The 16,086-nt window shown below is 75.6% G+C and carries 13 protein-coding genes; 7 read left to right on the top strand and 6 right to left on the bottom strand.

What is annotated here, in order from left to right; genetic code table 11:
• The first annotated feature begins 239 nt into the window (after nucleotides 1–239).
• Nucleotides 240–3,002: a SpoIIE family protein phosphatase gene (locus ABEB07_RS28275; RefSeq protein WP_345670938.1), complete on the top strand. Its 2,763-nt coding sequence runs from the start codon at nucleotides 240–242 to the stop codon at nucleotides 3,000–3,002.
• A gap of 156 nt (nucleotides 3,003–3,158) precedes the next feature.
• Complete coding sequence (locus tag ABEB07_RS28270) at nucleotides 3,159–4,001, top strand: chitosanase (RefSeq protein WP_345670937.1); 843 nt, start codon at nucleotides 3,159–3,161, stop codon at nucleotides 3,999–4,001.
• A gap of 25 nt (nucleotides 4,002–4,026) precedes the next feature.
• On the opposite strand, the gene ABEB07_RS28265 is transcribed toward ABEB07_RS28270, so the two are convergent.
• Complete coding sequence (locus ABEB07_RS28265) at nucleotides 4,027–5,856, bottom strand: glycoside hydrolase family 15 protein (RefSeq protein WP_345670936.1); 1,830 nt, start codon at nucleotides 5,854–5,856, stop codon at nucleotides 4,027–4,029.
• A 294-nt stretch (nucleotides 5,857–6,150) separates the two neighbouring features.
• Here ABEB07_RS28265 and ABEB07_RS28260 point away from each other — a divergent pair, with 294 nt between their 5' ends.
• The gene (locus tag ABEB07_RS28260) at nucleotides 6,151–6,357 is read left to right on the top strand and encodes a hypothetical protein (protein ID WP_164584591.1); all 207 of its coding nucleotides are present in this window, start codon (nucleotides 6,151–6,153) and stop codon (nucleotides 6,355–6,357) included.
• Nucleotides 6,358–6,428: 71 nt separating this feature from the next.
• Here ABEB07_RS28260 and ABEB07_RS28255 read toward each other — a convergent pair whose 3' ends face one another.
• Nucleotides 6,429–6,914: a DUF5709 domain-containing protein gene (locus ABEB07_RS28255; RefSeq protein ID WP_345670935.1), complete on the bottom strand. Its 486-nt coding sequence runs from the start codon at nucleotides 6,912–6,914 to the stop codon at nucleotides 6,429–6,431.
• A gap of 274 nt (nucleotides 6,915–7,188) precedes the next feature.
• On the opposite strand from ABEB07_RS28255, the gene ABEB07_RS28250 reads away from it, so the two are divergent.
• A complete protein-coding gene (locus ABEB07_RS28250) occupies nucleotides 7,189–7,914 on the top strand; it encodes a phosphatase PAP2 family protein (protein ID WP_176151540.1) in 726 nt (241 codons plus the stop codon).
• A 63-nt stretch (nucleotides 7,915–7,977) separates the two neighbouring features.
• Here ABEB07_RS28250 and ABEB07_RS28245 read toward each other — a convergent pair whose 3' ends face one another.
• Together ABEB07_RS28245 and ABEB07_RS28240 are read right to left on the bottom strand one after the other, a co-directional pair.
• Nucleotides 7,978–8,925, bottom strand: a complete 948-nt coding sequence (locus ABEB07_RS28245) for a lysylphosphatidylglycerol synthase domain-containing protein (RefSeq protein ID WP_345670934.1) — start codon at nucleotides 8,923–8,925, stop codon at nucleotides 7,978–7,980.
• Nucleotides 8,922–10,418 carry a hypothetical protein gene (locus tag ABEB07_RS28240; RefSeq protein WP_345670933.1) on the bottom strand — a complete coding sequence of 499 codons (1,497 nt, stop codon included), beginning with the start codon at nucleotides 10,416–10,418 and terminating at the stop codon, nucleotides 8,922–8,924. The genes ABEB07_RS28245 and ABEB07_RS28240 overlap by 4 nt, the downstream gene beginning before the upstream one ends.
• Nucleotides 10,419–10,674: 256 nt before the next feature.
• Here ABEB07_RS28240 and ABEB07_RS28235 point away from each other — a divergent pair, with 256 nt between their 5' ends.
• The gene (locus ABEB07_RS28235; protein ID WP_164583140.1) at nucleotides 10,675–11,058 is read left to right on the top strand and encodes a BlaI/MecI/CopY family transcriptional regulator; all 384 of its coding nucleotides are present in this window, start codon (nucleotides 10,675–10,677) and stop codon (nucleotides 11,056–11,058) included.
• Nucleotides 11,059–11,104: 46 nt separating this feature from the next.
• Here ABEB07_RS28235 and ABEB07_RS28230 read toward each other — a convergent pair whose 3' ends face one another.
• Both ABEB07_RS28230 and ABEB07_RS28225 read right to left on the bottom strand, forming a co-directional pair.
• The gene (locus ABEB07_RS28230; RefSeq protein WP_345670932.1) at nucleotides 11,105–13,450 is read right to left on the bottom strand and encodes a glycoside hydrolase family 65 protein; all 2,346 of its coding nucleotides are present in this window, start codon (nucleotides 13,448–13,450) and stop codon (nucleotides 11,105–11,107) included.
• Complete coding sequence (locus tag ABEB07_RS28225; protein ID WP_176151536.1) at nucleotides 13,447–14,199, bottom strand: beta-phosphoglucomutase family hydrolase; 753 nt, start codon at nucleotides 14,197–14,199, stop codon at nucleotides 13,447–13,449. The genes ABEB07_RS28230 and ABEB07_RS28225 overlap by 4 nt, the downstream gene beginning before the upstream one ends.
• A gap of 135 nt (nucleotides 14,200–14,334) precedes the next feature.
• On the opposite strand from ABEB07_RS28225, the gene ABEB07_RS28220 reads away from it, so the two are divergent.
• Both ABEB07_RS28220 and ABEB07_RS28215 read left to right on the top strand, forming a co-directional pair.
• The gene (locus tag ABEB07_RS28220; RefSeq protein WP_345670931.1) at nucleotides 14,335–14,991 is read left to right on the top strand and encodes a nucleoside/nucleotide kinase family protein; all 657 of its coding nucleotides are present in this window, start codon (nucleotides 14,335–14,337) and stop codon (nucleotides 14,989–14,991) included.
• A 570-nt stretch (nucleotides 14,992–15,561) separates the two neighbouring features.
• Nucleotides 15,562–16,086 (top strand): phospholipid carrier-dependent glycosyltransferase (locus tag ABEB07_RS28215; RefSeq protein WP_345670950.1); only part of this gene is annotated, 525 nt, incomplete at its 3' end.

Raw genomic sequence — 16,086 nt, 5'->3', positions numbered from 1 at the left:
CCCTGACACCGCCGCCCCGCCCGTCCGGCCGAACGCGGCCTCCCGCGTGCCCGCCCGGCGGTGCCGCGCTCGGGGCGCGGGCGGTCCGGCCCCCGTGCCCCGTGGGCGACCCGCGGTCCACGCCGGGCGCGAGCCCGGCCCCCCGGACGCCGACCGACACGCGGGCGCCCGGCCAACATCCCGTCAAGAGGGGGTGACGGCCCTCGCCTGACGCGGCCCGGCAGTGTAGACATGGCAGCATGGTCCGACTTCCGGGCCGCACCGGTCCCCGGTCGTCCCATCCGCCCAGCGGCCGGCGCCTGGAGCACGCGCCCGGCCCGGCCCGGCGGGCGCGTGAGCGCGCCGAGCACAGCCGGTCCGCGGCCGGCGGGTCCACGCGGCCGCGCTCCGCGCTGCGCGGGCGCAGCGTCGCCGGCCAGGTCTTCGTGCTCCAGGTCGTCATCGTGCTGCTGCTGGTGGTGGCCGCGGTGGTGGCGCTGGTGCTCCAGGTGCGGCACGACACCACCGCGGAGGCCCGCAACCGCTCCCTGGCGGTCGCCGAGACGTTCGCCAACGCGCCCGGCACCCGCGAGGCCCTCGCCGCGCCGGACCCCACCGCGATCCTGCAACCGCGCGCCGAGGCCGCCCGCGAGGCGACCCACGTCGACTTCGTCGTCGTGATGAACACCGACGGCGTCCGCTACACCCACCCGGTGCCGGACCGCATAGGCAAGAAGTTCGTCGGCGACATCGGACCCGCGGTGCGCGGCGGCACCGTCGTCGAGGAGGTCGACGGGACCATCGGCCGCCTGGTGCAGGCGGTGGTGCCCGTCAAGGCGCCCGACGGCACGGTGGAGGGGCTGGTCGCGGCCGGCATCACCACCCGCAACGTGGGAGGTCTGGCCGACCGGCAGCTGCCCGTCGTCCTGGGCGCGGCCGGGGTGGGCCTGGCCCTGGCCACGGCGGGGACGGCGCTGGTCAGCAGACGGCTGCTGCGGCAGACGCACGGGCTGGGGCCGGGTGAGATGACCCGGATGTACGAGCACCACGACGCGGTGCTGCACTCGGTCCGCGAGGGCGTGATCATCGTCGGCGAGGAGGGCCGGCTGCTGCTCGCCAACGACGAGGCGCACCGCCTGCTCGACCTGCCCGAGGACGCCGAGCGGCACAGCGTGCGCGATCTCGGCCTCGACCCCGCCACCGCCGAGCTGCTGGCCTCCGGGCGGGTCGTCACCGACGAGCTGCACCCGGTGGGCGACCGGCTGCTGGCGGTCAACCAGCGGCCCACCGATCTGGACGGCGGCCCCTCCGGCAGCGTGGCCACCCTGCGCGACTCCACCGAGCTGCGCGCCCTGTCCGGCCGCGCGGAGCTGGCCCGGGAGCGGTTGAGCCTGCTCTACGACGCCGGGGTGAGCGTCGGGACCACGCTGGACGTCACCCGGACCGCCCAGGAGCTGGCCGATGTGGCCATGCCGCGGTTCGCCGACTTCGTCACCGTGGACCTGTACGACGCCGTGCTGCGCGGCGAGGACCCGGAGCCGGGGGCGGCGCTGCGGCGTACGGCGGTGAGCGGCGTCCGGGACGACGCCCCGCTGTACGCGGCGGGCCGGCAGTTCCGGTTCGTGGAGTCCTCCCCGCAGGGCGCCGCGCTGCGCACCCGCAGGGCGGTCCTGGAGCCGCGCCTGGAGACGGCGGCCGGCTGGCGGGCGCAGGATCCCGAGCGCACGGCGCGGATCGTCGCCCACGGCATCCACACGCTGATCACCGTGCCGGTGCGGGCGGGGGCGCTGGTGCTGGGACTGGTCACCTTCTGGCGCTCGGAGGAGCCGGAGCCGTTCGACACCGAGGAACTGGCGCTGGCCGAGGAACTGGTCGCGCGGGCCGCGGTCGCCATCGACAACGCCCGCCGCTACACCCGCGAGCACGGCATGGCGGTCACCCTCCAGCGCAGCCTGCTGCCGCGCACCCTGCCCGAGCAGAGCGCGCTGGACATCGCCTACCGGTATCTGCCGGCGCAGGCGGGCGTGGGCGGGGACTGGTTCGACGTGCTGCCGCTGTCCGGGGCGCGGGTCGCGCTGGTGGTCGGCGACGTGGTGGGCCACGGACTGCACGCGGCGGCGACGATGGGCCGGCTGCGGACCGCGGTGCACAACTTCTCCGCCCTGGACCTGCCGCCGGACGAGCTGCTGGGGCTGCTGGACGAGCTGGTCGGGCGGATCGACCAGGACGAGCCGGCGGACGGGCCCGGCGCCCCGGTGATCGGCGCGACCTGTCTGTACGCGATCTACGATCCGGTCGCGCGGCGGTGCGTCGTCGCCCGGGCCGGTCATCCGCCGCCGGCCGTGATCGCGCCCGACGGCGCGGTGGCGTTCGCGGACGTGCCGGCCGGTCCGCCGCTGGGGCTGGGCGGGCTGCCGTTCGAGACGGCCGAGCTGGAGCTGCCCGAGGGCAGCCGGCTGGTCCTGTACACGGACGGGCTGGTGGAGGACCGGCGGCGGGACATCGACACCGGCCTGGACGAGCTGCGCGCGGCGCTCGCCTCGGCCGGCCCCTCGCCCGAGGAGACGTGCCGCGCGGTCCTGGACGCCCGGCAGCCGTTCCGGCCGGTCGACGACGTGGCGCTGCTGGTCGCCCGGACCCGGGCGCTGGCCGCCGACCGGGTCGCCGAGTGGGACGTGCCGGCCGATCCGGCGGCCGTGGGCGGGGTGCGCGCGGCGGTGACCCGGCGGCTGGCGGAGTGGGGTCTTGAGGAGCTGGCGTTCAGCACGGAGCTGATCCTCAGCGAGCTGGTCACCAACGCGATCCGCTACGGCGCGGCGCCCATCGGGGTGCGGATGCTGCGCGACCGGTCCCTGATCTGCGAGGTGTTCGACAGCGGCAGCACCTCCCCGCACCTGCGGTACGCGGCGGCCACCGACGAGGGCGGCCGCGGTCTGTTCCTGGTGGCGCAGCTGGCCGAGCGGTGGGGCACCCGCTACACGGCCGCGGGGAAGGTCATCTGGGCGGAACAGCCGCTGCCCTGACCGCGTTTCGGGCGCTCGCCCCCGTACGTTCCTACGAACTCTCCGCTCGACCGGTGACCGCGTGTTCGAGTCTCTGGTAGGAAACCTTCCTAACAGTCGTGGCCATGTCGACGGACGCGGCCGACTGCCCTCCCCCCACTCACCCCTGGAGCCCTCATGGCGCATCCGAACCCCCGCGCGGCCGCCGGACCCGGCACCCCACGGCGTACCGTCCTCGCCCTGCTCGGCGCCGCCCTGGCCGCCGTCCCCCTGCTGGACACGGCCGGCGCCGTGGCGGCCCCGGCCGGGGCGCCGAACCTGGACGACCCGGCGAAGAAGGAGATCGCGATGCGGCTGGTGTCGAGCGCGGAGAACTCCTCGCTCGACTGGAAGGCGCAGTACAAGTACATCGAGGACATCGGCGACGGCCGCGGCTACACCGCCGGCATCATCGGCTTCTGCTCCGGCACCGGCGACATGCTCGACCTGGTCCAGCTCTACGCCGGCCGCGAGAGCGGCAACGTCCTGGCCAAGTACCTCCCGGCGCTGCGCAGGGTGAACGGCACCGACTCGCACGCCGGGCTCGACCCCGACTTCCCCAAGGACTGGCGCACGGCGGCGAAGGACGCCGTCTTCCAGCAGGCCCAGAACGACGAGCGCGACCGCGTCTACTTCGGCCCGGCCGTCGCCCAGGGCAAGGCGGACGGGCTGCGCGCGCTCGGCCAGTTCGCCTACTACGACGCCATCGTGATGCACGGCGACGGCGACGACGCGACCGGCTTCCGCGGCATCCGCAAGCGGGCGCTGCGCACCGCGAAGCCGCCGGCCCAGGGCGGTGACGAGACGGCGTACCTGAACGCCTTCCTCGACGCGCGGGTGTGGGCCATGAAGCAGGAGGAGGCGCACAGTGACACCAGCAGGGTCGACACCGAGCAGCGCGTCTTCCTGCGCGCCGGCAACCTCGACCTGAACACCCCGCTGGACTGGAAGGTGTACGGCGACCCGTACCACATCGGCTGAGGCGCGCCGGGGCCGCGCGCCCGGGTCAGCCGAGCGCGCGGTCCAGGTTGTAGGCGGCGCTGATCAGGGACAGATGGGTGAAGGCCTGCGGGAAGTTGCCCTGCTGCTCGCCGGTGCGGCCGATCTCCTCGGCGTACAGGCCCAGGTGGTTGCCGTAGGTGAGCATCTTCTCGAAGGCGAGGCGGGCCTCGTCCAGGCGGCCGGCCCGGGTCAGCGCCTCCACGTACCAGAACGAGCAGATGGAGAACGTGCCCTCGTCGCCGCGCAGTCCGTCGGGGCTGCTCCTCGGGTCGTAGCGGTAGACGAGGGAGTCGGAGACCAGGTCCTCGGTGAGCACGTCGAGGGTGGCCAGCCACTTGGGGTCGGTGGGCGCGATGAACTTGGCCAGCGGCATCATCAGCACGGCGGCGTCCAGCACGTCGCCGCCCTCGTACTGGACGAAGGCCCCGCGCTCGGGCGACCAGCCGCGGTCCATGACGCGGCGGTAGATCACGTCCCGGCACTGGCGCCAGCGCAGCAGGTCGGCGGGCAGGCCGCGGCGGTTGGCCAGCCGGATGGCGCGTTCGACGGCCACCCAGCACATCAGCCGCGAGTACAGGAAGTTCCGGCGGCCGCCGCGGGTCTCCCACACGCCCTCGTCGGGCTGGTCCCAGTTAGCGCACACCCAGTCGACCAGCGCGCACACGTCGTCCCACTGGGCGCTGGAGATCGGCTCGGCCCACTTGTCGTAGAGGTAGATGGAGTCGATCAGCGCGCCGTAGATGTCCAGCTGGAGCTGTTCGGCGGCGGCGTTGCCGATCCGGACCGGTGCGGAGCCGCGGTGGCCGGCGAGGTGGCCGAGTTCGCGTTCGGGCAGTTCGGTGCGGCCGTCGATGCCGTACATGACCTGGAGCGGGCCGGTGGCCCTGCCGTCGCCGGGGCTGATGTGCAGGGTGAGGAACCGCATGAAGGCGGCGGCCTCGCCGGAGAAGCCGAGCCGCAGCAGGGCGTAGACGGCGAACGCGGCGTCGCGCACCCACACGTAGCGGTAGTCCCAGTTGCGCTCGCCGCCGAGCCGTTCGGGCAGGCTGGTGGTGGGGGCGGCGACGATGGCGCCGGTCGGGGCGTAGGTGAGGAGTTTGAGGGTGAGCGCGGAGCGGTGCACCATCTCCCGCCAGCGGCCCCGGTAGCGGGACTGCGCCAGCCAGCGCCGCCAGTAGGTCACGGTGGCGGAGAACTGCTCGTCGGCCTCGGCGCAGGCGCAGCGGCGCGGGGCGACGTCGCCGCCGACCTGGTCGAGGGCGAAGACGGCCGACTCGCCCTCGGCGAGCTTGAACTCCGCCGTCACGTCCGCTCCGTCGGCCTCCAGCGGCACGGTGGCGGTGAGGGCCAGGGACAGGGACGCCGACTCGAACAGGACGAGGCGGCCCTCGGCGCGCACCGTGTGCGGGTCGGCGCCGTAGTGGAAGCGGGGCGCGACGCGGGCGCGGAAGGGCAGGGCGCCGCGTACGCACACCACCCGCCGGATCAGCCGGTGCCGTTCGGCCTCGCCCGCCCCGGCGTCGGTCACCGGCATGAAGTCCTGCACCTCCGCGACGCCGTCCTCGCTGAAGAAGCGGGTGATCAGCACGTTGGTGTCGGGGAAGTAGAACTGCTTGGTGCGCGCCGTCTGGGCGGCGGCGAGTTCGAAGCGGCCGCCGCGCTCGGCGTCGAGGACGGCGGCGAAGACGCTGGGGGCGTCGAAGGCGGGCGGGCAGTACCAGTCGATGGTGCCGTCGGTGCCGACGAGGGCGACGGTGCGCAGATCGCCGATCAGGCCGTGGTCGGCGATGGGCACGCAGTCGGGAGCGGGCTGCGGACTGGCGGTGTCGGCCATGGCGGCCTCCCTGTCGGGGCGCGCGGGCGGCGCGGTGAGCGTCCCGCCGCCCGGCCTTGCGGGGTCCTTCCAGCTTAGGAGCGGCGGGGCGCGAGCGGAGTCCGGTGGTTTTCCCGGGCCGCGCTCAGGTACCCCTCCTGTTACAGCGGGCCGGGCCTGCCCGGCCCGGCACGCGGGGCCCTTCCGGATGCAGGGCGCGGCGCGGCGGGCAATGGTGGGAGAAGGTCCCGGTCCGCGGCACGGGCGGCGCGCTCCGCACCCGGTCGGGGACCCGGCCGGACCCGAGGAGGACACATGTCGACGTCACAGCCCGAAGCATCCCGTTCGACCGGGAATCCCTGCACGCCGGACGAGCTGCTGCACGCCCGTACCGGCACCGAGGTGTCGGCGGAGGACGTGGTGCTGGCCGCCGGCCGGGACATCACGCCGCGCAACCTGGAGTGGGCCAAGCGCAAGATCGAGGCGGAGGGCCCGGCCGCCCTGGACAAGCTGCTGCCCTAGGACCTGTGGGGCTCGCACGGCGCGGGGGCCGGAACCCGTGGCGGGTTCCGGCCCCCGCGCCGTGCGGATGCTCAGCGGAAGTCGTCGTCGGGCAGGGCGCCGTCGTCCTCGACGACGTGCACGGCGGCCTCCTCGGCCCCGGCGGCCCCCGCGTCGATTCCCACGTCGGCGGCGACCTCTTCCTTGGTCGTGTCGGTGTGCGCGCCCTCGTCCGGCGCCACCAGCCGGCCGGCCCGCTCGTCGCCCGCCTCGGGGTCGACGGGCTCGCCGTCGCCGCCCGGCAGGTCGCCCACGCCGTCGCCGGCCGCCTCGCCCACGTCCGGCCGCTCCTGGGCGAGGCGCTGGTCGAGGGTCTCGCCGTCGTGCTGCTCGGCGGCCGTGGTGCCGTACTTGTCGACGCCGAGCGGCTTCTCCGGTGGGGAGTAGCCCTCGTCGAGGGTGTCGTCGTAGGTCCGCTCGTCCACCGCGTCCTGCATGTCCAGCGGCGCGGCGTCCTCCTGCTCCTCGTTGCTCCCGGTGGGCTGGTAGGCGTCGTCGGCCATGGGATCGGTGCTCACGGGTCCTCCCTCGCGGCGGTTGATGTGTCGCAATGTCTTGATCCGCGTTTCCCGCCGCGCCCGCTCCAATCACTCCCCGGCCGATTCGGGGGTACCAGGTCGGGGCCGCCGTCCTGCTCCCCCACCGGGTGCCGGACCGGCGCCGGCCGCCCGGTTCACCCGTCGGGGTGGTCACGGGGGCGCCGGGGCGGTCGTTGTGCTCATACGGGCCGGCCACGCTTCGTGGACGGCCCACGGACGGCCCACGGACGGTGCGGGGGCGAAGGAGGCACGGATGGTTGCGGGACGGGCGGCCGTCGTCGGGCTCGGCGCCTGGGCCGTGTTCGCCGTCGTCGGCGTGGTCGCCGCCGGCGGCGACGGCGCGCCGCTGCCGGTCGACCGGACCCTGCTGTCCTGGTCGCTCGGCCACCGGCCGGAGGTGGCCCTCGCCGTGGCCCGGGGCGTGACCGCGACGGGGACCGGTCCCGTGCCGTACCTGCTCGTCGTGCTGGCCGGTGTCCTGCTCGGCCGCACGGCGCGGCTGCGGGCGCTCGCGGCCGGGCTCGGCGTCGTGTCCCTCGCGGTGGGCCAGATGGTGCGCTACGGCCTGATGGAGCTGGCCGCCCGGCCGCGGCCGCCGCGCCTCGACTGGGCGACGGCCGCCTCCGGCTGGTCGTTCCCGTCCGGGCACACCACCACGTCCGCGCTCACCGCCGGTCTGGTGATCGCCGCCACGCTGCTGCGCGCCCCGCCCGGCCGGACCGCGCTGTGCGTGGTCGCGGGCTGCTGGGGGGTGCTGGTGGGGCTGACCCGCGTGTATCTCGGGGTGCACTGGTTCACCGACGTGATCGGCGGCTGGCTGTACGCCGCCGGCTGGCTCGGGGTGTGTCTGTACGGGGCGCTCAGGTGGCTGCCCCCGGACGTCGTGCGCGGACTGTCGGGGCCGGACGCCGCCGCCGGGGCTCCTGAGGGCGGTGCGGAGCGGTCGTACTCCGGCGGGCGCGACCGCCCGCCGGCCTGACGCCGCGCCCGGCCGCGCCCGCCGGGGTCAGAGCGCCCGCCTGGGTCAAAGCGCCCGCCGGGGTCAGAGCGCCCGCCGGCGGATCAGCGCGCCGAGGACCAGCAGGCCGGGCACCAGGGGCAGCCAGACCGTCAGCAGGCGGTAGCCGAGGACGGTGGAGGCGGCTTCGGCGCCCGGCGCCCCGGCGGCGGTGAGCGCGAAGGCCAGCGCGGCGTCCAGGGAGCCGAGGCCGCCCGGGGTCGGCAGCAGCGCGGCGGCGCTGCTCGCGGCGAGGTACAGCAGCGCCACCCGGGGCGCGTCGAGCGGCAGTTCCACGGCCCGGGCGACCGCGACCACGACCAGGCAGTGCGCCGTGGCGAAGGCGAGCGAGCCGCCCCACAGGGCGGCGGCCCGGTGCGGCCGGCGGTGCACGGCCCGGACATCGGCCAGCACCGCCCCGAGCACCCGTCCGCAGCGGGAGCGCAGCGGACCGCGCAGCAGCACGGTCGACGCCAGGGCGACGGCGAGGACGGCGGCCACGGCCGTGCCGGGCACGCGCGGCAGTGCGAGGACGCCGGGGCAGACGGCGGCGAGCACGGCGATCATGACGGCGCGGGCCAGCGCCCCGGCGGCGGCCTTGACCCCGAGGGCGCTCGCCGAGCGGCAGGCCGGCAGTCCGCAGCGCATCAGGAAGCGCAGGTTGACCGCGCCGGCCCCGAGCCCGGCGGGCAGGACGTGGTTGGCGGCGGAGGCGGCGAACTGCGCGGCCAGCAGCCGCCGGCCCGGCAGCCGTTCGGCGACCGCGCCCTGCTGGGCGAGGGCCGAACAGGCCCAGGTGGCGACGGCGGCCGCCGCGCCCACCAGCAGCCAGCCCTGGTCGGCCGCGGCCAGCCGGCCCACGCCGTCGGCCACCAGGGGCCAGTGCCGTCCGCCGAGGTAGGCGGCGCACAGCAGGACGGCGAGCAGCGCGCCGGTGTGCCACCAGGTGCGGCGGCGGGCGGCGGGAGCGGCGGTGATCGGCGGCGAGGTCATCCGCCGACGCCCTTTCGCGCCGGCGGCGCGACGTACAGGAGCAGGTCGCCGAAGCGGTGGACGGGCCAGGCGCGGGCGTAGTCGGGGGGCGCGCCGTGCGGGGCGACGAGGGCGGCGACCGGGCTCCTGCGGGCGGTCTCCTCGATGGCCGCCCGGGTGGAGTTGGCGTTGTGGCCGCCGGTCGCGGCCGAGTTGCAGCCGGTGTAGAAGGCGATCGGGAGGGCATTGTCGCCGGTGAGCAGGCAGGGCGGCCGTACGCCGAGACGGTGCAGTGCGGCAGCGGTGCGGTCCCAGTCGCGGTGGGCGGCGGTGGTGCGTTCGACGGTGCGGGAGAGGACGACGTACTGCACCGAGAGGTGGGTGGCGAGCCCCAGGGCGACCAGACAGGCGGCGAGCGGGCGCCAGGCGCCGCCCGGCGGCCTGACGAGGTGGACGAGGGCGTGGGCCGCCGGGAGGGCGAGCAGGGCGTAGGCGGGCAGCAGGAAGCGGGGGGCCGCGTAGCCGATGAGGAACAGGTAGGGGGCGGCGGCCGTGGCGGCGCAGGCCGCGGCGACGCGTGCGGGCGCGGCGGCGCCGGACCGCCGGGCGAGGACGAGTCCCAGCACGGCGAGCGCCGGCAGGACGAACCACCAGGCGGTGATCAGCGGGTTGGGCACCGCGCCGGCGCACGGGCGGCACAGGGTCCGCCCGCCCAGGCTGCGCAGCTGGTCGAGGACGGCGAAGTGCGGGCCCAGACGGCCCTGGATGGCGGAGGCGTCGGACAGCCGGCGCAGCAGGCCGCCGTAGCCGGCGTACGCCTCGATCACCCACTCGGCGCACCCGGCGACGAGTCCGCCGAGCAGAGCGGCCAGGGGTCGCCAGTGGCCGCGGAGCACGGCGAGGGCGAGCAGCGGGAGGACGGCCCAGACGGCGTCCATGGGCCGCATCCAGGCCATGAGGGCGGCGCCGCCGAGCAGTCCGTACAGCGCGGCGCGGTCGCCTCCGCCGGTGCGGGCGCGCAGGAAGCAGCCGGCGCAGACGAGGGCGCCGATGGCCACCCAGTAGTTGGGCATGGCCTGCGGGCCGTAGAACAGGGTCACCCACAGTGAGGCGAACAGGGCGCCGGCGAGGGCGAGGACCGGGGCGGGGAGCAGGGTGCGCCACACCCGCAGCGCGAGGTAGAGGGAGAGGCCCGACAGCAGCGCGAGGTAGCCGCGCAGCAGGGCGGTGGAGGAGGACCAGGCGGCGACGGGCGCGACGAGCAGCGGGACGCCGCGGGCGCGCGGGGCGCTGAAGAAGGCGGCCGGGGCGTGCGGGCTGACCTGGCTGACGTAGACGGTCTCGTCCCAGCCCAGGCCCATGCCGGGGCGGACGAGGAGGAGTTGGGCCAGGGTGAAGGCGGCGGCCACCGCCGCGAGGGGCAGGGCGCCGCGCGGGCCCGGGGCGCGGCCGGCGCCGGGCGCCGGGCCGGGTCGCCGGGTGCCGGCGAGTATGGCGTGCGTGCTGTCGGCCATCTCCACCCCTCCCCCTACGCACTGTAGGGTTTCTGACTTCCCACAGTCTGCGGGACGGACGCGGCAGCCGGGTGGGAGGTCGGGTAATCGTCGGAAAAACATCGGGGAAAGGTCGGCGGACTCGGAAGGGACCGGCACAGTCGATGAAACCGCGAAAACCGGGGAAGTCGGGGACGAATCGGCCCGTGTCGCGGTGTTCCGCCGGCCGGGGCAGCGCCGGACTCCCGATATCACTACGCGCTGTAAGGTTGAGGGCATGGCTGGTGCAGGGCCTCACGGCAGGACGGAACGGCGCGGCGCGGGCGAGCTGGAGAGCGAGGTCCTCGCGGCCCTGTGGTCGACGGAACGCCCGCTGACCCCGGCCGAGATCCAGCTGGAGATCGGCGGCGGCCTGGCCTACAACACCGTGCACACCATCCTGAAGCGGCTCTGGGACAAGGGTCTGGTGCTGCGCGAGGTCGACGGCCGCCGGGGCGCCTACCGGCCGGCGAAGGACCCGGCCGAGCTGACCGCCCAGGCGATGCACGACGCCCTCGACCGGGGCCCCGACCCGATCGCCGCGCTGCGCCGGTTCGTGACCGGTCTGAGCCCCGAGGAGGAGCACGTGCTGCGCGAACTGCTCGCCCGGGGTCCGGCGTGAGCCCCGGCCGGAACCGGCCCGGGCTCACGCCGGACGTCCGGACGCCTCAGCGGGCGTTCGGGCGGCGGTGCGGGGGCTGGTCGGGGGCCGGACGGTGCTTCGGGACCGGGACCGGGCGGTCCGCCGAGGGGGCGTCCGGAGCCAACGGCACCTCGTCGCCGTGGTGGCGGACCGTCAGCGCCGGGCCCGCCAGCAGCGTGTACGTCGCCGTCTCCTGGGTGATCTCCACCCGCAGCCTGCGGCCCCGGAACCGCAGGCTGAACGCCAGCCGGCTGAACTTCTCCGGCAGCCGCGGCGCGAACTCCAGCGCGTCGCCGGCCCGGCGGGTGCCGCCGAAGCCGGCCACCAGCGCCATCCAGGTGCCGGCCAGGGACGCGATGTGCAGCCCGTCGCGGGTGTTGTGCTCCAGGTCCTCCAGGTCCATCAGGGCGGCCTCGGCCGCGTAGTCGTAGGCCAGGCGCAGATGGTCCGCCTGCGCGGCGATGACCGCCTGCACGCACGCCGACAGCGAGGAGTCCCGCACCGTCAGCGGCTCGTAGTAGGCGAAGTTGCGGGCGATGTGCTCCGCGTCGAACTCGGCGCCGCACGTGTACATCGCCAGCACCAGGTCGGCCTGCTTGACCACCTGCTTGCGGTACAGGTCGAAGTAGGGGAAGTGCAGCAGCAGCGGGTACTGGTCGGCGCGGGTGCCGGCGAAGTCCCAGCGCTGGTAGCGGGTGAAGCCCGCGTGCTGCTCGTGCACCCGCAGCTCGCTGTTGTACGGGATGTGCATCGCCTCGGCGGCGTCCCGCCACGCGGCGCTCTCCTCGTCGTCGGCGCCGAGCCGCTCCGCCTCCTTCGGGTGGCGCTCCACCACGTCGGCGGCTTCCAGCAGGTTCGCCCGCGCCATCAGGTTGGTGTAGGTGTTGTCGTCGGTGATCGCGCTGTACTCGTCGGGGCCGGTGACGCCGTCGATGTGGAAGGTGCCGCGGTGGTCGTGGTGGCCCAGCGAGCGCCACAGCCGGGCCGTCTCCACCAGCAGTTCCACACCCGTCTCTCGCTCGAACTCCTCGTCGCCGGTGGCCGCGACGTAGCGGACCACGGCGTGCGCGATGTCGGCGTTGACGTGGAAGGCTGCGGTGCCGGCCGGCCAGTAGGCCGACCCCTCCTGGCCCTCGATGGTCCGCCAGGGGAACGCGGCGCCGCTCAGCCCGAGCTGGGCCGCCCGCTCCCGGGCCGCGGGCAGCGTGTGCTGCCGCCAGCGCAGCGCCTCGGCCACGGCGTCCGGCGAGGTGTAGGTGAGCACGGGCAGGACGAACATCTCGGTGTCCCAGAAGGCGTGCCCGTCGTAGCCGGAGCCGGTCAGCCCCTTGGCCGGGATGGCCCGCTCCTCGGCGCGGGCGCCGGCCTGGAGCACGTGGAAGAGCGCGAAGCGGACGGCCTGCTGGATCTCCTCGTCGCCGTCCACCTCCACGTCGGAGCACGCCCAGAAGTCGTCCAGGTACTTCCGCTGCTCCTGGAGCAGCCCGGACCAGCCGCCGTGCGCGGCGGCGGCGAGGGCGGCGTCCACCTGGTCGCTCATGGCGGGCAGCGACCGCGCCCCGGACCAGCCGTGCGCGACGATCTTCTCCACCCGCAGCGCCTCGCCCGGCTCCAGCACGGCGGCGACCGTCAGCCGGGCCAGGTCCGGGTGGCTCTCGCGGCTGGTGGTGGTCCGCTCGGGGCCGGAGACGACGTGGTCGGCGGCGACGGCCACGCGCAGGCCGCTGCGCCGGGTGCGGTGCACCAGCCGCAGCCGGTTGCCGTCGGCGAAGTCCTCCTCCGGCTCCAGCGGCGACTGGAGCGCCATCGCCGCGCGCGGGTCGCCGTCGGCGTCCGGCAGCTGCTCGTTGGCGACCAGTTCGGACTGGATGACCACGCGGGCCCGGCAGTCGACCGGTTCGACCTCGTAGGCCACCGCGCCGATGGAGCGCTGGGTGAGGGAGATCATGCGGGTGGCGCGCACCCGGATACGGGTGCCGGCCGGCGAGCACCACTCGCAGGTGCGGGTCAGCACGCCCCGGCGCAGGTCGAGGACGCGCTCGTGAGAGACGAGGCGGCCGTAGCGCAGGTCGAACGGCTCGTCGTCCACGAGCAGCCGCAGCACCTTGCCGTTGGTGACGTTGATGACCGTCTGGCCCGACTCGGGGTAGCCGTAGCCGGCCTCCGCGTAGGGCAGCGGGTGCACTTCGTAGACGCCGTTGAGGTAGGAGCCGGGCAGGCCGTGCGGCTCGCCCTCGTCCAGGTTGCCGCGCCAGCCGACGTGGCCGTTGGAGAGCGCGAAGACGGACTCGCTCTGGGCCAGCACGTCCAGGCTGAGTTCCGTCTCGCGCACGCTCCACGGCTCGACGGCGTAGGAACCATGGGTGATCACGCGGCGCCTCCCGGTGCGGTGAGGAGTTCGGCGAGGTCCTTGACGACCACGTCGGCGCCGTGCGCGTACAGCGCGTCGCTCTGGCCGACGCGGTCCACGCCGACGACGTAGCCGAAGTGGCCCGAGCGGCCCGCGTCCATCCCGGCCAGGGCGTCCTCGAACACGGTGGCCTGCTCGGCCGTCACGCCCAGGTCGCGGGCGGCGGCGAGGAAGGTGTCCGGGTGCGGCTTGCCGGGCAGCGCGCGCTCGCGGGCGACCACGCCGTCGATCCGCGTATCGAACAGGTGCTCGGCGTCGATGGAGCGCAGCACGTCCAGGGTGTTGGCGCTGGAGGAGACGATCGCCGTCTTCAGACCCGCCGCCCGGACCGCCTCGATGTAGCGCAGGGTGCCGTCGTAGGGCTGTACGCCCTCGGTGCGGATCTTCTCCAGGACGAGCTGGTTCTTGCGGTTGCCCACGCCGTTGACCGTCTGCGCGTCCGGCGGGTCGTCGGGAGTGCCCTCGGGCAGTTCGATGCCGCGCGAGGCGAGGAAGGTGCGTACGCCGTCGGCGCGGGGCCGGCCGTCCACGTACTCGTCGTAGTCGGCGGCGGAGTCGAAGGGCCGGTAGCCGGCGCCCTCCCTCTCGCGCAGGAACGCGTCGAACGTCTCCTTCCAGGCGGCCGCGTGCACCACGGCCGTCTTGGTGACGACGCCGTCGAGGTCGAAGAGGCAGGCCAGGATTTCCGGGGGCAGACCGAGCTCTTTCATACAGGCACCCTTCCCCGCATCGCGCCGTTGACGAAGTGGCGCGCGCCACATCGGCCGGGCCGTGGGACAACTTTCCGGCCAACGGGCGTCCGGGGCGCCCCCGGAGTTGGTACGGCCGGGTGACACACTGGGCGCGTGCCGCCGACCTTCGCCGACCTCCTCGACCGTGCCCGTGCGCTGACCGGCGGCGGCCGCCGCGCGATCCTGGGCATCGCGGGCAGTCCGGGCGCGGGCAAGTCCACCCTGGCCGGGCAGCTGGTGCGCGCGCTGAACGGCACGGGCGAGCCGTGGGCGGCGCAGGTGCCGATGGACGGCTTCCATCTGGCCGACGCCGAGCTGGACCGGCTGGGCCGCCGGGACCGCAAGGGCGCGCCGGACACCTTCGACGCGGCGGGCTACGCGGCCCTGCTGCGCCGGCTGCGCGCGGAGTACGGCGCGGCGGAGCCGGTGTACGCGCCCGGCTTCGAACGCGTCCTCGAACAGCCCCTCGCGGGCGCCGTGCCGGTGCCGCCGGCGGTGCGGCTGGTGGTGACGGAGGGCAACTACCTGCTGCTGGCGGACGGTCCGTGGGCGCGGGTGCGGGCCGAGCTGGACGAGGTGTGGTTCTGCGAGCTGGACGAGGCCGAGCGCGTCCGGCGCCTGGTCGCCCGGCACGAGGAGTTCGGCAAGGGGCACGACGAGGCGGTCGCCTGGGTGCTCGGCCCGGACAGGCGCAACGCGGAGCTGGTGGCGGCCACCCGGGACCGCGCGGACCTGATCGTGCCCGACACGGCGCTGCCGCCCGCGCGCTGAGCGCGGTCGCGGCCGGGCCGGCTCCGGCGGCGGATGCGGCTCCGGACGCGGCTCCGGGTGAACCGTGGCCGGTCGCGGGCCGTACCGGTGGGCACGGCGGAGGGCCCGCCGGTACGACTCGTGCAGCGGCGCGGCCCGTGCGGCGGGCGCGCGGCGGGGCGGACGATGACGAGCGAACGGCACACGGCCGCGGCGCCCGGGGCGCCCGGCGCCGAGGCGGTCCCCGGGCCGCCGCCCCGGTCCGCGGAGGCGACGACGGAAGCACCGTCCGGACCGGCGGGCCACGGCGGCGTGGCATGGCCGTGGGGCGTGGGAGCGCGGCAGCGGTGGGCCGTCCGCGTGGCGCGGCCGTGGGGCGTGGGAGCGCGGCAGCGGTGGGCCGACCGCGTGGCACGGCCGTGGGGCGTGGGAGCGCGGCAGCGGTGGGCCGACCGCGTGGCACGGCCGTGGGGTGTGGGGGCGTGGCGGGGGTGGGCCGACCGCGTGGCGCGGCCGTGGGGTGTGGGGGCGTGGCGGGGGTGGGCCGTTCGCTGTGCCGTGGTGGTGCTGCTGGCGCAGATGGCCGTCGCCATGGTCACGGCGGCGCGGGAGCAGACGCCGACCATCGACGAGCCGGTGTACGTGGGCACGGCCGCCGTCTACCTGCGCGAGCACCGGCTCGCCTACAACCCCGAGCACCCGCCGCTGGGCAAGCTGCTGATCGCGGCCGGGGTCGCCGCGGCCGGCCCGCGCCTCGACACCTCGTTCACCGGCGACCAGGGGGCGGTGGGGCGGCGTCTGCTGTACGCGTCGGGCAACGACCCGTGGCGGCTGATGCTGTGGGCGCGGCTGCCGGTGATCGCGCTGACGCTGCTGTTCGGGCTGGTGGTGTTCGCGTTCGCCCGGGACCTCGCCGGGACGGCGGGCGGGCTGGTGGCCCTCGCCCTGTACGCCTTCTCCCCCGACCTGATCGCGCACGGCTCGCTGGCCACGCTGGACGTTCCGGCGGCGGGCTCCGTGCTGACCTCGGCGTGGCTGCTGTGGCGGGCACGGCGGCGGCCGTGGCCGTTCGTGCCCCTGGCTGGGGCGGCGCTGGGCGCGGCGACGGCCACCAGG

The sequence above is a fragment of the Streptomyces similanensis genome (genome assembly GCF_039543625.1).
GTDB classification, from domain to species: Bacteria; Actinomycetota; Actinomycetes; order Streptomycetales; family Streptomycetaceae; genus Streptomyces; species Streptomyces similanensis.
This window is presented reverse-complemented; position numbering and strand designations above follow the sequence as displayed.

Coding starts and splice junctions, on each gene's coding strand:
- ABEB07_RS28275 (WP_345670938.1), top strand. CDS start 240: ATGGTCCGACTTCCGGGCCGCACCGGTCCCCGGTCGTCCCATCCGCCC.
- ABEB07_RS28235 (WP_164583140.1), top strand. CDS start 10,675: ATGGCTGGTGCAGGGCCTCACGGCAGGACGGAACGGCGCGGCGCGGGC.
- ABEB07_RS28240 (WP_345670933.1), bottom strand. CDS start 10,418: ATGGCCGACAGCACGCACGCCATACTCGCCGGCACCCGGCGACCCGGC.
- ABEB07_RS28225 (WP_176151536.1), bottom strand. CDS start 14,199: ATGAAAGAGCTCGGTCTGCCCCCGGAAATCCTGGCCTGCCTCTTCGAC.
- ABEB07_RS28260 (WP_164584591.1), top strand. CDS start 6,151: ATGTCGACGTCACAGCCCGAAGCATCCCGTTCGACCGGGAATCCCTGC.
- ABEB07_RS28265 (WP_345670936.1), bottom strand. CDS start 5,856: ATGGCCGACACCGCCAGTCCGCAGCCCGCTCCCGACTGCGTGCCCATC.
- ABEB07_RS28245 (WP_345670934.1), bottom strand. CDS start 8,925: ATGACCTCGCCGCCGATCACCGCCGCTCCCGCCGCCCGCCGCCGCACC.
- ABEB07_RS28270 (WP_345670937.1), top strand. CDS start 3,159: ATGGCGCATCCGAACCCCCGCGCGGCCGCCGGACCCGGCACCCCACGG.
- ABEB07_RS28250 (WP_176151540.1), top strand. CDS start 7,189: ATGGTTGCGGGACGGGCGGCCGTCGTCGGGCTCGGCGCCTGGGCCGTG.